General features: G+C 44.7%; 14 protein-coding genes and 1 riboswitch. Of the genes, 3 read left to right on the top strand and 11 right to left on the bottom strand.

Features of this window, described 5'->3' with window-relative positions; all coding sequences use genetic code 11:
• Nucleotides 1-6 precede the first annotated feature (6 nt).
• Nucleotides 7-1,182 carry an MFS transporter gene (locus ACDJ58_RS13105; RefSeq protein ID WP_413378534.1) on the bottom strand — a complete coding sequence of 392 codons (1,176 nt, stop codon included), beginning with the start codon at nucleotides 1,180-1,182 and terminating at the stop codon, nucleotides 7-9.
• A 204-nt stretch (nucleotides 1,183-1,386) separates the two neighbouring features.
• Between ACDJ58_RS13105 and ACDJ58_RS13100 the strand changes: the two genes are divergently transcribed.
• On the top strand, nucleotides 1,387-1,935 hold the full coding sequence (locus ACDJ58_RS13100; protein WP_090897593.1) for a TetR/AcrR family transcriptional regulator: 549 nt from the start codon (nucleotides 1,387-1,389) through the stop codon (nucleotides 1,933-1,935).
• Nucleotides 1,936-2,092: 157 nt separating this feature from the next.
• Here the strand turns inward: ACDJ58_RS13100 and ACDJ58_RS13095 are convergent, their stop codons facing one another.
• The 9 genes from ACDJ58_RS13095 to ACDJ58_RS13055 form a co-directional block, all read right to left on the bottom strand.
• Nucleotides 2,093-2,443 (bottom strand): MmcQ/YjbR family DNA-binding protein, encoded by a 351-nt coding sequence (locus tag ACDJ58_RS13095; RefSeq protein WP_413378531.1) that lies wholly within the window; start codon nucleotides 2,441-2,443, stop codon nucleotides 2,093-2,095.
• Nucleotides 2,444-2,567: 124 nt separating this feature from the next.
• On the bottom strand, nucleotides 2,568-3,344 hold the full coding sequence (locus ACDJ58_RS13090) for a class I SAM-dependent methyltransferase (RefSeq protein WP_413378529.1): 777 nt from the start codon (nucleotides 3,342-3,344) through the stop codon (nucleotides 2,568-2,570).
• Between the two features lie 198 nt (nucleotides 3,345-3,542).
• Complete coding sequence (locus ACDJ58_RS13085) at nucleotides 3,543-3,872, bottom strand: antibiotic biosynthesis monooxygenase (protein ID WP_413378527.1); 330 nt, start codon at nucleotides 3,870-3,872, stop codon at nucleotides 3,543-3,545.
• 176 nt (nucleotides 3,873-4,048) lie between these two features.
• Complete coding sequence (locus ACDJ58_RS13080) at nucleotides 4,049-5,428, bottom strand: DEAD/DEAH box helicase (protein ID WP_413378525.1); 1,380 nt, start codon at nucleotides 5,426-5,428, stop codon at nucleotides 4,049-4,051.
• 131 nt (nucleotides 5,429-5,559) lie between these two features.
• Nucleotides 5,560-5,874 carry a DMT family transporter gene (locus tag ACDJ58_RS13075; protein WP_413378523.1) on the bottom strand — a complete coding sequence of 105 codons (315 nt, stop codon included), beginning with the start codon at nucleotides 5,872-5,874 and terminating at the stop codon, nucleotides 5,560-5,562.
• On the bottom strand, nucleotides 5,871-6,212 hold the full coding sequence (locus tag ACDJ58_RS13070) for a DMT family transporter (RefSeq protein WP_413378521.1): 342 nt from the start codon (nucleotides 6,210-6,212) through the stop codon (nucleotides 5,871-5,873). The genes ACDJ58_RS13075 and ACDJ58_RS13070 overlap by 4 nt, the downstream gene beginning before the upstream one ends.
• 97 nt (nucleotides 6,213-6,309) lie before the next feature.
• A riboswitch (guanidine-I (ykkC/yxkD leader) is annotated at nucleotides 6,310-6,410 on the bottom strand.
• 77 nt (nucleotides 6,411-6,487) lie between these two features.
• Nucleotides 6,488-7,465: an aldo/keto reductase gene (locus tag ACDJ58_RS13065; RefSeq protein ID WP_413378519.1), complete on the bottom strand. Its 978-nt coding sequence runs from the start codon at nucleotides 7,463-7,465 to the stop codon at nucleotides 6,488-6,490.
• A gap of 259 nt (nucleotides 7,466-7,724) precedes the next feature.
• On the bottom strand, nucleotides 7,725-8,711 hold the full coding sequence (locus tag ACDJ58_RS13060) for an aldo/keto reductase (protein ID WP_413379653.1): 987 nt from the start codon (nucleotides 8,709-8,711) through the stop codon (nucleotides 7,725-7,727).
• 85 nt (nucleotides 8,712-8,796) lie between these two features.
• Complete coding sequence (locus ACDJ58_RS13055) at nucleotides 8,797-9,384, bottom strand: NAD(P)H-binding protein (RefSeq protein ID WP_413378516.1); 588 nt, start codon at nucleotides 9,382-9,384, stop codon at nucleotides 8,797-8,799.
• Between the two features lie 244 nt (nucleotides 9,385-9,628).
• Here ACDJ58_RS13055 and ACDJ58_RS13050 point away from each other — a divergent pair, with 244 nt between their 5' ends.
• Entirely contained in the window at nucleotides 9,629-10,546 is a 918-nt protein-coding gene (locus ACDJ58_RS13050; RefSeq protein ID WP_413378514.1) for an AraC family transcriptional regulator N-terminal domain-containing protein, read from the top strand.
• A 182-nt stretch (nucleotides 10,547-10,728) separates the two neighbouring features.
• The gene (locus ACDJ58_RS13045; RefSeq protein ID WP_192266975.1) at nucleotides 10,729-11,187 is read left to right on the top strand and encodes an OsmC family protein; all 459 of its coding nucleotides are present in this window, start codon (nucleotides 10,729-10,731) and stop codon (nucleotides 11,185-11,187) included.
• Nucleotides 11,188-11,289: 102 nt separating this feature from the next.
• Here ACDJ58_RS13045 and ACDJ58_RS13040 read toward each other — a convergent pair whose 3' ends face one another.
• The gene (locus ACDJ58_RS13040) at nucleotides 11,290-15,357 is read right to left on the bottom strand and encodes an S-layer homology domain-containing protein (protein WP_413378511.1); all 4,068 of its coding nucleotides are present in this window, start codon (nucleotides 15,355-15,357) and stop codon (nucleotides 11,290-11,292) included.
• Nucleotides 15,358-15,361 lie beyond the last annotated feature (4 nt).

Genomic DNA, 15,361 nt, shown 5'->3' with positions numbered 1-15,361 from the left:
ATTCAACTACAGTGAAACGGAATCACTCGTTTTGCCAGGCAACGTCTGCTTGATTTTCAACAAACGTCTTACATAGATCATGAAAAGTAGAAAAGAAACCATGACCGACAAGGCACTGACCACAAACAATATGTGATAGCTCATGTATTCGGATACCAGACCCAGGACCATGGCACCCAATCCGATACCGAGATCGGTCGCCGTCGAAAAGAAGGCATTGGCCGCCCCATTCCGATCCTCGGGTGCGAGGCGAAGCGTTATTGCCTGAAGGGCTGGCTGAGCGGAACCGAAGCCGATCCCGTACAGAACCGCTGAAGCGAGCACGCCAAGCAAACTGGTTGCAAAGCTCAGCACAATCAAAGCAATAATCGTAATGATAAGAGCCGGGACAATAACTGCTGTCTCTCCTTTCTTATCGGACAGCTTTCCGGCAATGGGCCGGGATAGCGCAAGTGTCGCGGCGTAGACCAGAAAGAATGTGCCGGAATTGACTTTGATCTGCTCCGCAAATAAAGGTACAAATGTAGTAATTCCCCCATATGCAATGAAAAGAAAAAAGATTGGCGCCATAACAGGCAAGACTGATTTTTCGAAGATTTGAATTTTCTTCCTGTCCGTATGGGGTTGAAATGGCATTTTCGCTCCCAACGTCAAAAGCAGGGCCACGACGGACAAACCAACAGCAAAGAGAAACATCGTCTGATATGATGTGCCCTGCATAATCCCCAGACCAATCATGGGGCCAACCGCCATTGCCAGCGTCATAGAGGTACTAAACCACCCCATACCTTCCCCGCGCCGAGCGGATGGAATCATGTCTGTCACGGCTGTCATCATGGAAGTCGTGGATACAGCCCAGCTCATTCCATGCACGATACGTAGTCCGATCAGCATGATGATTCCACCAACCCAGTTGTACATGTACATCGCCAATATGAACAAAAGCAAACCCCCGATCATAAACGGACGTCTACCGAATCGATCCAGGAGTCCACCGACAAAAGGACGAAGGATGACGGAAGATAACATTAAAGCTCCCATGGCCAAGCCCACCTGTTTTTCATTGCCACCCATCTCTTTAATGAAAAGCGGCAGTGTGGGATACAGCATATAAAATGCAGTAAATAAAAAAAGCAAACCCAGCGTCATCAGAATAAATGACTTCGTCCATAAGCGTTGCATTATTCATCCTCCCCACTCTAGTTATGATATCTATGTTTTGGCCTGTCTTTGTATAAAAACAAATATTGATATATTAATGAACATCTGTTAATAATTATAGACAGAATAAGAAAGCTTACCATTGTTAATTGAATGCGTTTCGTTAATTAGTGAACATTAAACATAAAATTGTTTATTATCTATAGAAAGTTTGGTGAGAATCACATGACCAAAGTAGATCGAAGAATTCGAAAATCACAAGAAGCCATCAAAGCAGCAGTAATTGAATTAATGTCAGAAAAAAATTTCGATGATATTACCCTACAGGATATCTCCGATAGAGCGGACGTTAGCAGAGGCACCATTTATCTGCACTACGTCGATAAGTATGATCTGTTGGACAAGCTTATTGACGGGCATATCAAAGAATTAAGTGAAATTTGTCATTCGGTTGCTGACTTGGAATGGAAAGAATCCATCATTCCCTGGTTTACCTATTTGGAACAGAATTACTTGTTCTTCTCGACGATGATGGCCAGTAAAGGAGCGGTACAATTCCGCAACCGGCTGGTTGAGTTTCTTAATGAGGATTTCAAGGAGGAAGTACACTTATCTCAGGCCAGAAAATCCGGATTAAGTGAAGATATCATTCTCCAATATGTGGTCATGTCTTATGTAGGGGTCGTTGAGTGGTGGATCAAGAACGAAATGCCCCATCCACCCGAGGTCATGTCTGAGCAATTAGGGGAATTAATCAAAATGAATTTGGGATAACCTGCAATAATGCGCACGTAACCAAAATAGCGGTAGTCTCAGGATACGAAGTTAACATCCTGGGACTACCGCTATTACTTTTTCGAACAAAGCTGATTTTCTGCAATTGGCGCCGACCACCTGCTGTCTGAATTGTTGTTGCATGCGGCCTAATTACTTACGATATGGATTCCAAAAGACTCTTGGAGAGAGTTTTGACAACCAAATCGTATGAATGGTCAATCATGACAAAGATATCCTGCTCTGACAAGGAACCATCTAGAATAATGGTATTCCAATGCTTTTTGTTCATATGATACCCCGGTTGAACGGATTCATGCTGCTCTCTCAGGTTTTCCGCAATGATCGGATCACATTTTAAGTTCAGGCGAACGTTATCTGCCTTGTCCTCAAACATAAGCGCAAACATTTTCCCTGCTATTTTAATAACAACCGGATCGGGTCCGAAGGGATACTCCTTCGTTGCACCTTTTTTCTTCAAACAGTACTCTATAATCTTATCCATCAATTCAGTATCTCTCCTTTGCACAGAAGACAAACTATCCCTACCCAATCTAATGATACCGAATGTACGTTTGCATGTAAATATCAAGCATTTAATCTGATTAGCCAGTAATGCAGGAATTATATTCTCAGACAGGTTCCTTTATCGCTACGATACGTAACCGGGTTGTGTCGAGAAACCATTGACCTTCCCGCTCAAAGTGGGGCTTAACCTCAGTCACAATGGCTTGATAGATTGATTCCATGTCTGCGGAGGAAACGTCCTTAAAGAAATAATCAGCAAAACTGTTTAGCCAATTCCGAAGCCCTTCTTCCCCTTTGAGCGGAGCAGGCTTGTCAAAATGCTGAGCGAATGTGACACGGAAACCGTTCTGCTCCAGCAGGGTGGCGTATTCACCAAGAGTGGGATGATACCAGGGATTCCGTCCTGCCCATGTATAGCCATGCTCCTCCAGAGCCTGCTTCATAGCAGTGGTCAAAATGGCGACATTTCCGCTTCCGGCAAATTCAGCCACGAATCGTCCACCTTCGCGCAGGGCCAACCAGATGGATCGTGTCAAAGCCGCTGGATTATTGATCCAATGTATAGCTGCATGCGAGAATACAGCGTCAAAGGGTATATTTGTCCGATATTGAGAAGCGTCTTTCACCTGAACATTCAGGTCAGGGTACTTCTGTTGGGCAAGCTTCACCATTCTCTCCGATAGATCGATACCTGTCGGTATCCCTCCGGCAGCTGCGATCTTGGCTGTCATATCTCCGTTGCCACTGCCGATATCCAGAATACGCTCCCCGGTTTGCGGCTGCAATAAAGACAGGACATCCACTCCCAGATTAGATAAGAAATCCGTTGAATGGATGTATGGTACTGAAGTGTGCTCGTTTTTGAATTGTTCACCAGACATGGCTCAACCTCCTTTACGGACCTTAGATATCTATAATAACTTCAATGGTTAAAACCTGTCAACTTGCGTTCTTAACTACGTATTATAGTATTTATAATGAACCTCTATAAGAAAATGATGCGACACAGCTTCTATGGACATACAAACAAAAAAACCTTTCCCATGAGAAATCATGAGATCGGTTTTTCATCATTCGAATTAAGCATTCGATACTCTAGCTGTCTTCACTTTCTGTACCTCGTACATATTCACCGTAGTGCTAATCAGATACTCGGGTTTCTCCTGTCCTCTTTTTTCCTTATGACCTTTAATATGCACATCACTCTTCTCCCAATTCTTCCATGCTTCTTCTGATTCCCAACGAATCAGCACCATCACTTCTTCGTGTTCTTTACTCTTTTTGTTAACCATTACACTGAAATCAATCAGTCCCGACATTTCCTCTACAGGGCTAGGGGCACTGAAACGTTCCACCAGTTTATGACTGTGGCCCTTTTCGACTACCATAACGCGAGTTTGAATGAACATGAATTACGCCTCCTGATTTCCTCAAGTCACTGCTTGGATACAATGGCCTTGTGACATTTTTTTAAGTTTTCTCTCTATCATTCTATTCTTATTGAAAATGATTATCAATATCGCATCGATTTTGTGTTCATAAAAAAACCTCCTCCACGAAATGGAGAAGGCGTTTTGATCGTTTTTTAAAGAGCTTTATTCACTTTGCTGCTCTTTGGTTTACTGTGACTTGTACTATTGTGGTTTGGTTTACTGCTATTTGGCTTACTACTGTTTGGCTTACTGTGATTAGCTTTACCGCTCTTTTTAAACCACTCGGACTTGGGTTTGCGAGCGGGATTCGCTTTTGACTTCGCAGGTTTATCGGCTGCAGATTTATGGGGTGCAGACTTCGATGTTTGGTTCGATTTTACAAAAGCAGGCACACTTGTCATCGGATATGGATGATTTTTCACCTCAGGAATGGTCTTCTTGATTACTTTCTCGATATCCTTCAGGAACGGAAGCTCTTCCTTTTCACAAAAGGAAATCGCCATTCCGCTATGCCCTGCTCTGCCCGTACGGCCAATTCGGTGGACATACGTTTCTGGAATATTAGGAAGGTTGAAGTTGATTACATGTGACAGCTCTTCAACATCAATACCCCTTGCCGCTATATCCGTCGCCACCAGCACTCGTGTAACGCCGCTTTTAAAATTATTCAAGGCTCTTTGACGCTCATTTTGAGATTTGTTGCCATGAATGGCCTGAGCCGTAATATTCACTTTGGACAAATCACGAGTTACACGGTCAGCTCCACGCTTTGTACGAGTGAATACCAGTGCCGAAACAATGGACTTATCCTGCAAGATATGATTCAACAGACTCTGTTTTTTTCCATTTTCCAATAAATACACAGACTGTTCAATTCGATCCACTGTGGAGGATACGGGCGTAATTTCTACTTTTACCGGATCAACTAGCAGCGTTTTTACCATTTTTGTAATTTCCGGAGGCATTGTAGCTGAGAAGAACAACGTCTGTTTCTTGCTCGGCATCTTCGCGATGATTCGTTTCACATCATGAATGAAGCCCATATCCAACATGCGGTCTGCTTCATCAAGAACCAGTATTTGCACATGTTTAAGATCAATACGCTTTTGATTGACCAAGTCAATCAGTCTACCAGGCGTTGCAATAATAATATCTGCACCTTGATTGAGCGCACGCTCCTGGACTTTCTGTGAAACGCCACCAACGATTGCGGCACAACGAATATCGGTAAAACGGCTATATGCCTTAATATTATCTGAAATCTGAATCGCAAGTTCTCTTGTTGGTGTTAAAATCAATGAGCGAATATGACGTGCGGCTTTGGGGCCGTTTGAATTTTCGCTTAATAACTGAATGATAGGCACAGAAAATGCTGCCGTCTTCCCTGTCCCTGTTTGCGCACAGCCTAGCAAATCTCTGCCTGCCAATACGGCTGGAATCGCCTGTTCCTGTATAGGTGTCGGGGCAGTATAGTTTGCTTTGCTCAAGCCTTCCAAAATTGCGGGTATAATATTCAAGTCTTTAAATGTCATTAGGTCTCCTTAATTTACGCAACAAATATTCATTTGACGTATATCTCATTTCAAAACGTAACACATAAGGATAACATTAAAAAGCACTTCTGTATATTATATTTTGAAAATTCAGTTCCGATACCGTTCCATTAACTCACCAATTTCAACCCTACTGCTGATCCAAGCACCATGGCAATAAACAGAATCCTTAACGCATTTCGAGGTTCTCCATAAAATATCATGCCGAGAATAGCTCCCCCGGAAGCGCCGATTCCCGTCCATACGGCGTATGCCGTTCCCATCGGAAGAGTCTTCATCGCAAGCGATAGGAACAGAAAGCTTAGTCCAAAGCCTGCAACCAACAGTATGATTGACATCAGGTTACGATCTTTGTGCAATTTATTAATCATCAGAACCCCAATCATTTCAAAGACACCTGCAAAAATAAGAAATACCCAGTTCATGATTCATGCACCTCCTTTGTTTTTCCTTTGCTGAGCATTTTAAGACCGATTACGCCCAATAAAAGAACCCCAATGAGCAGCATTTTCCCAGATTGAATCGGCGCATCAAACAATATAATCTCTGCCAGTACAGTCCCTGCGGTACCCAGTCCAACGAATACCGCATATACAGTCCCTACATCAAGTGAGCGGGAAGCCGCGATCATCAAGGTGAAACTGACAATAATAGCGATCAGTGTAGCCCCCCACTCCAGAAAACCACTGGCATGTTTCAATCCAATGACCCAACCGACTTCAAATAAAGCTGCAATAACGACGGACAACCATGTTTTGTTCATTTCTGTCACACTCCTTATCAAATTTTGCTACGTGTATTATTAGTTACATGAAGCCAAAATAAAAAAGCCCGGGAAATAAACTGCATTTAAGCAGTTCATCTCCCAGGCTTTTGTCCCTCCGTGACACAACCAATAGGCTGTGAGTTTTCTCTCGGACCAGACCGACATAACTGTCGCGGAACCCTAGAAAACATTTGAATATTTTGATGTGACTCCAATTATACACAATTCTTTTTGATTGGCAACCCTTTTTCACTACTAGGGCTAGAGGGAACTTACATGCCGTATATTTTGTGTGGTACGTAGTATTCCTCCAAGCTTGCAACCTCCTGCGCATCTAGCTTGACGGACAAGGCTGCTACGGCATCCTCCAAGTGATGTTCTTTCGTTGCACCCACAATTGGTGCTGTGACACCTTCTTTTTGCAATACCCATGCCAGTGCAACGGTTGCTCTAGAAACACCTCTTTTGTTTGCAATATCGGCGACAGTCCCCACAATTTTACGATCGGCATCAACCATTTCCGCAGCAAGTCGGTCTCCTGCTTCGTCGTTCGATGAACGGGCTGTCTTCTCATCCCAATCCCGGGTAAGACGCCCTTTGGCAAGAGGGCTCCACGGAATGACACCAACTCCCTCTTCACGACAGAGAGGCAGCATCTCACGCTCTTCTTCCCGATACATGAGATTCAACAGATTCTGCATGGAGACAAAAGGGGTCCAGCCATTGCGTTCCGCCGTATGCTGAGCCTTCATAAACTGCCAGGCGTACATTGAAGAAGCTCCAATATATCGGGCTTTACCCGCCTTAACAACATCATGAAGGGCCTCCATCGTTTCTTCAATTGGAGTACTGCTGTCCCATCGATGGATCTGATACAGATCCACATAATCGGTCCCTAGGCGCTTCAAGCTGTTATCAATCTCATTCATAATGGCTTTTCTCGACAAACCTGCACCATTCGGCCCCGGCTTCATGCGGAAGTAAACCTTTGTTGCAATAACAACCTCATCACGACGAGCAAAATCCTTCAAAGCACGACCCACGATTTCTTCGCTTGTACCATCCGAATAGACGTTGGCTGTATCAAAGAAGTTAATACCCAAGTCCAGCGCTTTTTGGATAAAAGGACGACTCTCTTCTTCGTTCAGCGACCATGGAGCGATCCCGCGTTCAGGGACTCCATAGCTCATGCAACCAAGACATAATCTCGAAACGTCCAGCCCGGTACGGCCCAACTTCACATATTCCATGTTCATACACTCCTTTAATTAGGTTGGGAAAAGATGTTTGCCTTTGATGGGTTACTTCTGGTGTCCTTACGTTTCTGTCGTTCCAAAGGACAGGCATCTGAAGTTAATTTTATCCAGTAACTGAGATACAATTCTTTGAAAATCGGATTTTCTTCCCATTTGATCTGAGACTCCAATCTCTCGATTACAATTTGCTTCACTTGGTTCGATAAGCGTTTACTCAACCTTTCCACCCATCTTTCTGGCATACTATAATGGATCAGAGACCCGTTCTTTTCTCCAACTCCTCTGTATATCTCGAACCCATCAGGGTAATTTTTGTAGCCGCATCATTAATGCTCTGTACATCTTCGGGTGTAAGTTCAATGTCCGCCGCACCCATATTTTCTTTGAGACGACTCGACTTGCGCGTTCCTGGGATCGGTACAATCCAAGGTTTCTGGGCCAGCAACCAAGCAAGTGCGATTTGTGCAGGGGTGGCTTGAATCTTCTCCGCCTTCTCTTTCAACAGATCAACCAGCACTTGATTGGCCTCGAGCGCCTCTGGAGTGAAACGTGGCAGAATATTACGCAAATCCCCCTGATCAAAAGTCGTTTTCGCATTAAAACTTCCCGTGAGATACCCTTTACCCAAAGGACTAAAAGGGACAAAACCAATACCGAGCTCCTCAAGCGCTGGAATCAGTTCTTCTTCCGGACGTCTCCACCATAAGGAATATTCGCTCTGAACAGCAGCGACCGGCTGAACGGCATGCGCACGTCGAATCGTGTTCACGCCAGCTTCCGATAGCCCCCAATGCTTCACTTTACCTTCTCGAATCAGATCCTGCACGGCTCCAGCAACCTCTTCAATCGGCACATCCGGATCAACACGGTGCTGGTAAAACAAATCAATCGCCTCGATCTTAAGTCGCTTAAGAGACTCTTCGGCAACTTTCCTGATCTGCTCGGGACGGCTATCCATCCCGCTCTGTTTGCCACCTTGAATGTCGAATCCGAACTTCGTCGCTATGACAACCTGATCGCGTACAGGAGAAAGTGCTTCGCCGACGAGTTCTTCATTGATATATGGACCATAGACTTCGGCGGTATCAAAGAAAGTTACACCGCGTTCAACAGCTTCCCGTATGACCGCGATCATCTCCGTTTTGTCCGAAGCCGGACCATACCCGTAGCTCATTCCCATACAACCAAGCCCAATTGCCGAAACTTCCAACCCGCTATTTCCCAGTGTTCGTTTTTGCATCATATAACTTCCTTTCTTCATTCAAATGATGTGAATGTGAACTAACGTACATGAATTTATTATCTCCATTTAGGAGTACACTGAATTAATGGGGTTTACTTACACCAAGACTGCGACGTATTTCCAGCTCTGGTGACTCTGTCAGCTTAACAACCAAAGCGGCCACGCTTTTGCAGGATACTTCGCTGCCTTTGAATGGCTGGCCTTTCTGGGTTATTTCATAATCGATCTCGTTTGCTCTGGTAAACCACGCTGGCCGTAAGATTGTATAGTCTAGATCTGAAGCTTCAACAATGGAAGCAGCTTTACGATAAGGGTCCAATATGCTGCTGTACTTCTGTCCAGGCACTTCATCGTAGATGCCCATGGAACTGATAAAAATTAGTCGTTTCACTCCTGCAGATTTCATCGTTTCCACGATGGTTCTGGCGTACTGTTCCAGATCACCTGCAAGATTGACATAGACAACGTCCACGCCATTCATGGCGTCTTTCAATTTGACTTGATCCATCACGTCACCGTCGATCACACGCGCACGATTCGAATCGATATTTCCGAGCCTGCTGGATTTCCGCAAATAGAGTGTTAGCCTGACATCGGTTTCCTTAAGAAACAAGTCTATCGCTTCACGGGCGATTTGACCGTTGGCACCCAAAATTAATACATGACTCATTTCCATACCTCCTTTTGTTCAGGATAAAGTTGCTATTTTCGTAGAGGTACTACAGCTATGCTGTCTGATTGCCTTTTCGTGTCCCCTTGCTTGATTCTGCGAGCCTAATATTATTATGCCGAACTGAAGGAGCGAATCGGTATATCATTTGTCTTAATTGATTGCCTGATCCTATCAGGTCCACTTTTGTCTAAGGTCGTTAAGTCTTATAATGAAGCAAGAACAACTCGCAAGGAGGATATGTATGTCCGATAACGCAGTTCAGCAGAAACAGGAACTCACCGAACTAATTAAGCGTCACTCCCTTCATAACAGCTCCAAGGAAACGGAAATCCCTTCCTTGTATGTCTATCAGCATTCCAGCATAAGCGAGCCTGCTTACCGGGTTTACAAGCCTTCATTTTGTGTTATCGTTCAAGGCTTGAAAGAAATCTTGCTGGCACAGGAAAGATTCGAATACGGACCATCCAATTATCTGATTGCTTCCATGAACCTGCCGGTGATTGGTCAGATTATAAAAGCATCCACTGATACGCCTTACCTGAGTCTGAAGCTTGAGTTTACACAGAACCAGATTCTTGAAGTACTGAATGATTGTAATATTAAGGTCACCTCTAAAGAAAACGCCAGACGCGCCCTATTTGTTGGACAGATGGAGCCCTCCATTCAAGATGCTGTACTTCGATTGGTTCGGCTGCTGGATACGCCGGGAGAAATCCCGTTCCTCGCCCCACTCTATACGCGGGAAATTCTGTATCGGCTTTTGCAGGGACCTTATGGAGCTGAACTGGCCCAGATTGCAGTGGAAGGCAGCAGCAGTTACCGGATTAGGGAAGCCATTGAGCATATTGTTCGACATTGGGAGCAACCTTTTCGAATCGAAGATCTTGCAGAGACAGCCAACATGAGTGTGTCCTCATTCCATCGACATTTCAAAGAAATTACCGCCATGAGCCCACTTCAGTTTCAGAAGCAGCTAAGGCTTCAGGAAGCACGTCGACTCCTCATGGCTGAGTCAGCTGATGCTGCGGATGTAGCCTTCCGGGTTGGTTACGAGAGTGCGTCCCAATTCAGCCGGGAGTACTCCCGCATGTTCGGCGCACCGCCGAGGGCAGATATCAAACGTTTGAAGGAAAAATATGATCATGTTATGAGTGAATAAGTACATCGGCTGAGAAGTTGAAATGTTAGAGAAATGGATAGCCATTAGGCTATCCATTTCTTAATTTAAAGAGTGAATATCTAATTCTATTCCCATCCTTATATTGACAGCTTGTGATTCATGGAACTATAATCCATACTAAACCAAGTTACATACAATGTTTTATAAAGGAGAGGTATCGGATGGCTAATGTTCAGACTTTCAAAGCTACTGCCCATCTACAAGATGGGGTTAAAGTGATCACCAAAGCAAGACAATTCGAACTGATCATCGATGAGCCAACAAACCTCGGGGGTACGGACACGGGAATGAATCCTGTAGAAGCTTTACTTGCCTCCCTTGGCGCATGTCAATCCATTGTGGCCCGGGTTTATGCCTCCAAATTCGATGTGGTACTTGATGATTTCAGAGTTGATGTTGAAGGTGATCTGGATCTTGACGGATTTTTTAACCGATCTGATGTACGTCCCGGTTATTCTGATATTCGATACACGTTTTATATTAAAACCAGCTCATCTGAAGAAAAAGTTGAATCATTTGTACAATTTCTGGAGAGCAAATGCCCTGTAGGTGATACGATTTCCAACCCGGTGAATACCAAGCTCAATCGCGTCATTATCGAAAATGGTATATCGTTGTAACAAAACGAATGAACCAGATACAAAAAAGATACAAGCAATACAAAAAGGCTGCTTCCCAACAAGTTAAACTTGCTGGAGAGCAGCCTTTCTGAATTCTTCGATTTATTTTGTCAATTGTTTTGTTAATTGAATAGTTCTTTCTATGAGTGTAGCGGCTTCTGCGCGAGTTGTATTCCCTTTCGGTTTCAATGTTCCGTCTGGATAGCCGTTAACGAGCCCATTGGTAATGGCCGCAGCAAGTGCTGAACGAGCCCAACCAGAAATTTCAGCGCCATCAGAGAAGCTGATATTACTGTCTGAATCAGCAATCTGCGCTGCACGAACGACCATTGTCGCAATTTGCTCGCGGGTCACCAGTTCATCTGGACCAAAGGTGTTATCACTATATCCATTCACAATGCCCAGACCTGCCGCAGTGGAAATCGCGTCTTGTGCCCAATGCGTCGTAGTATCCGCAAATCCTTTGTCAGCAGAGTCTTGCAGATGTAGAGCCTTAATGATAAGAGTAACAAATTCGGCTCTGGTAATTTTTTTATCCGCTCTGAAACTGTTGTCTGGATAACCCTGGATCACACCGAGTTCAACCAAATCCATAATACTGCCGGAAGCCCAATGTCCTACGAGATCCGTGAAATTCTTGGTTCCTTCCGGAGTTGACGTTACAGTCTTATCGGATACCAGAACAGCAAACTTGGTAAAATGATTAATGGTTCCCGATACTGTTCCATTCATTTGATCTACTTTCAAATTATCGAGTGAAACCCACTTTTGGGCTTGCTCGTTGAACCAATACAATCCCACTATTGATTTGTCAAAGTCCACCTTGTTCTTGTCGAATGGTAAGGTGACAGTTACCGGTTTGGTGAAATTCCCGCTCTTGCTTGCAGTAATCTCATAGACATCCCCGAGCAGTATCAATGTGGAATCGGTGAACAGATTCGACGTTTGGCTTACTTTATTTACGGAGATGACGATGCTGCTCTCCATCGCTCCGGCTGGCATATTGATTTTGACCCCGTCCAGGCTCAACGATCCACCATTCACAGTAATCGTTCCACTGTTGGCAGTGGTACCCTTTTGATCACCATTCGTTCCTCCAGTTGGAGTTGAAGGAGTCGAAGACGTTGGTGGAACCGAGGAGGAATCTCCGGCTCTGACGACATTTATACTGTAAATCTTGCTTGATCCATTACGTGCTTGCACCGTAATTGGAATTACATTTTTTCCAACAGACAACCCGAAAGATTGATTTATTCCGTTTGCATAAGGTTCACCTTTAACAGACAAGGTAGCCTGGCTATCCGTAGCCTTCGCCGTAATACTGATGGAGTCTGTTGCTTGTTCAACATTCAGAGTATACGCCGTAATTGCAAGATTGAATGCTGGAGTCAAGGAGCCTTGATCAACAGATAAATTATCCAATGTGGAAACGTCAATCAGCTTCCCGGTTCGCATATCTTCCTTTACAAGCACAAAATCCGCTACGACCTGGTGGGAGTAATCCTCCGCTGCATTAAGAATAAAGTTCTGCAAATCATCCCAGATGGGTATGATATTTGTTACAAAACGTTCCTCAAAACGGTAGTTCAACTCATCGGATACCTTGTCCAAGCGCGAGCTTGCATAAGCGTAAGCCTTGGCTGCATCGACCAAATACTGCTCCAGCTCTTGCTTGTTCTTAAACGGCTTATCCGTGTAATCCCCTTTAAAAGGTGAGACTTCCTTGATCAGATACGAGCGATTCATTGCTTCGAGTACACCCAGATAAGAATCGGGATCAACTGAAGTTTTAAGATAAGCATCTTTCGATAAATTGGCGTTCCGAGTCTGCTCTTTCACGTCGAGCAGAATGTCATCCGTATTGGCTTCACTTGCTCCTTCGATCAGCACATTGTAGCGTTCAACCCCAATGCTGCCAATTCCCTGATGAATACGGCGTACAATATCCTTTATCTTAAAATAGGCATCGAATTCATCGTCACTCAGGTTTGGGAAATTGCTTCTGACTTGCAATTTGTATGCTTCCCAAGCAGCTTGCAGGGAAGATTTCTCCGCATCTGTAGCGGCTTCAAACTTATCGGAGTTGCTGGCAATGTTTAATTTCCCATCAATTGCCCGCTTGCCGAGCAACTTTTGCAATGCTTCCTCATAAGACACTTTGGAGACTTTGTCCATGACCTCTTTCGTATATGCCGTTACATTGCTTTTGGTTAACTTGGTATTTTTGGGGTTTATCTCGTTATTAATCTCTATCAGAGTATCCTTATAGGTATCTAGAAAGGTACGAGATACGTCCCGGAAATCGGCGTCCTGCAGATTGGTAATCGCAGAGCTGTCTTTTTCGTATTTGACTACATAAATACTTGTAACAAAGCGAATCAGATCATCATAAAAGCTGCCGATGCCGGAAGAATCCACATCGTTCAAGCTAAACACCATTTGATTGGTACTGTCGTTAAAGGTTCCCACATTCTGAATATGGGCATCGCCTTGCGTGTACGTAAGGATGTCCTTCTCATTCCAGCCTGGAATTACCGAATTCGGAGAAGGAATAAGACCCGCTGCCAGATCAGCCTTGAATAAGGAATGTGTACCGCGCAGGAAGGTATATTCGTTCGCTCCCATGGCATCACTTCCATATTTATATTGTTTGGTGGCAGGGTCATTAAAACCTGTATTGTCCGCTATGATGCTGTCTTCAACGACATGTTTGCGATTCTCATCAGCAAGAAGCGGTTGACTGTACCGAAGCAGGGGGACGCTGATCATTTCCGAAGCCAGCCAGTCCTTATCCTGCACAGCCTCAGCCATTAACGTCACATTCAGCATGACGGAGTTCATGACAGCAGAAGCGGATGTACCCGAAATGGAAAGCGTAATCGTATGATCACTGCTTCGGCCCTCAGCCTTGATGCTCCAATCTCCCTCAGGAAGCCCCGTCACAATGTAAGCATTCGAGTCCAGCACCCCATCCACGGGAACGCCAGCGCTAAGATTGAGTTGGATTGTGGTATTCAAGTCCTTCGCACTGTCCATATGGATGCTCGACGATGAGGAGTCCAATGTTGCTACAATCTTATTGGAAGGTGTGAATTGAGCGAATGTTACGGTATTGCTTCCTTGATACACTGTTAAGGATGAGGCTGGTTTGTGTAATTGATCCCACGCACCAGGATGAATCTCAAATGTCAGAAGGCTGTCTGAAACCATATTCCCGGTACCGTCTCCAGTTATGGTCACTTCGATCTGATCTCCGTTCGCATTGGCTTCAGCAGTGAATCCTGCCGGGAGGCCCAGCACACTGAAGTCATCGGATGACCATGGTCCCTGCTTAACTAAGCCTCCAAATGCATTTAACGTAATCTTGTTATGTACAGGATCTACGCTCGAAGCCGATTGCATCTCTAACCTTTGATTACTCTCCAGAATGACATAGGCGGAAGTTGTGCTTGAATTGCGAGCCTTCGCGCCTTTGACCTTCTCAAAGTCATTTCCGTTATTCCGAGTGTCCCAGTTGTTTCCGTGATTAGGGAACGCTGCTGTAGTAGTGCTTTTCTCCGGATTTAGCGGATCATACACCAAACGTTGCATGGTGCTCTGCTTGCCCGCTTCCGGCGCCGGACTCCCCCAATAAGCGTCAGCACTATATCCAACAAAATCAATTACATGTTCCTGTAAAACATCTGCCGTTGGATCGTTAGCTGTCAACAGTTGTGTCGTATTTAACAAAACCAGCTTTCCGCTGTTGTTGCCTAATTTGAATGAAGCTTCAGTGGCATCCGGCTGTGGAAGCTGCTCTCCGACGTTGCCGTTGCTGCCAAGCGCAATCAGATAATAGCCATATGCCGGAATCTGGGCAGTCGTTGTACCTAGCTGAGCTACTTTCCAATTATTCTTTTGGGTATCCGCAAATTGTATGGACCAGTCGTTCAGCGAAACAGGTTCTGCTGTCGGATTATATAGTTCTACAAAGTCGTTGCCGTACACGTCGAGTACGTCGTCTTTCTTTCCTCCATAAAAATGGGTGATCACCACGTTTTTCGCCAAATTGCTGGTGTTAAGGTTTTCTGATGTTGCAGCATGTCCGATTCCTGCAAATGTCCAGAATGATTGGATAACCATTACTGCTACAAGGATCATCGCTACCCAGCGTTGATTGATGTCTTTCAAGTTG

This window comes from Paenibacillus taichungensis (assembly GCF_047302525.1).
In the GTDB taxonomy this organism is placed as follows: Bacteria; Bacillota; Bacilli; order Paenibacillales; family Paenibacillaceae; genus Paenibacillus; species Paenibacillus taichungensis_B.
The sequence above is the reverse complement of the archived record's forward strand: the minus strand, read 5'-3'. Positions and strand labels throughout refer to the sequence as shown.

What these genes read in the sequence shown, in the direction of transcription:
- ACDJ58_RS13050 (WP_413378514.1), top strand. Translation starts at nt 9,629, where the DNA reads ATGTCCGATAACGCAGTTCAGCAGAAACAGGAACTCACCGAACTAATT.
- ACDJ58_RS13075 (WP_413378523.1), bottom strand. Translation starts at nt 5,874, where the DNA reads ATGAACTGGGTATTTCTTATTTTTGCAGGTGTCTTTGAAATGATTGGG.
- ACDJ58_RS13060 (WP_413379653.1), bottom strand. Translation starts at nt 8,711, where the DNA reads ATGCAAAAACGAACACTGGGAAATAGCGGGTTGGAAGTTTCGGCAATT.
- ACDJ58_RS13090 (WP_413378529.1), bottom strand. Translation starts at nt 3,344, where the DNA reads ATGTCTGGTGAACAATTCAAAAACGAGCACACTTCAGTACCATACATC.
- ACDJ58_RS13100 (WP_090897593.1), top strand. Translation starts at nt 1,387, where the DNA reads ATGACCAAAGTAGATCGAAGAATTCGAAAATCACAAGAAGCCATCAAA.
- ACDJ58_RS13085 (WP_413378527.1), bottom strand. Translation starts at nt 3,872, where the DNA reads ATGTTCATTCAAACTCGCGTTATGGTAGTCGAAAAGGGCCACAGTCAT.
- ACDJ58_RS13105 (WP_413378534.1), bottom strand. Translation starts at nt 1,182, where the DNA reads ATGCAACGCTTATGGACGAAGTCATTTATTCTGATGACGCTGGGTTTG.
- ACDJ58_RS13070 (WP_413378521.1), bottom strand. Translation starts at nt 6,212, where the DNA reads ATGAACAAAACATGGTTGTCCGTCGTTATTGCAGCTTTATTTGAAGTC.
- ACDJ58_RS13055 (WP_413378516.1), bottom strand. Translation starts at nt 9,384, where the DNA reads ATGAGTCATGTATTAATTTTGGGTGCCAACGGTCAAATCGCCCGTGAA.
- ACDJ58_RS13080 (WP_413378525.1), bottom strand. Translation starts at nt 5,428, where the DNA reads ATGACATTTAAAGACTTGAATATTATACCCGCAATTTTGGAAGGCTTG.
- ACDJ58_RS13045 (WP_192266975.1), top strand. Translation starts at nt 10,729, where the DNA reads ATGGCTAATGTTCAGACTTTCAAAGCTACTGCCCATCTACAAGATGGG.
- ACDJ58_RS13065 (WP_413378519.1), bottom strand. Translation starts at nt 7,465, where the DNA reads ATGGAATATGTGAAGTTGGGCCGTACCGGGCTGGACGTTTCGAGATTA.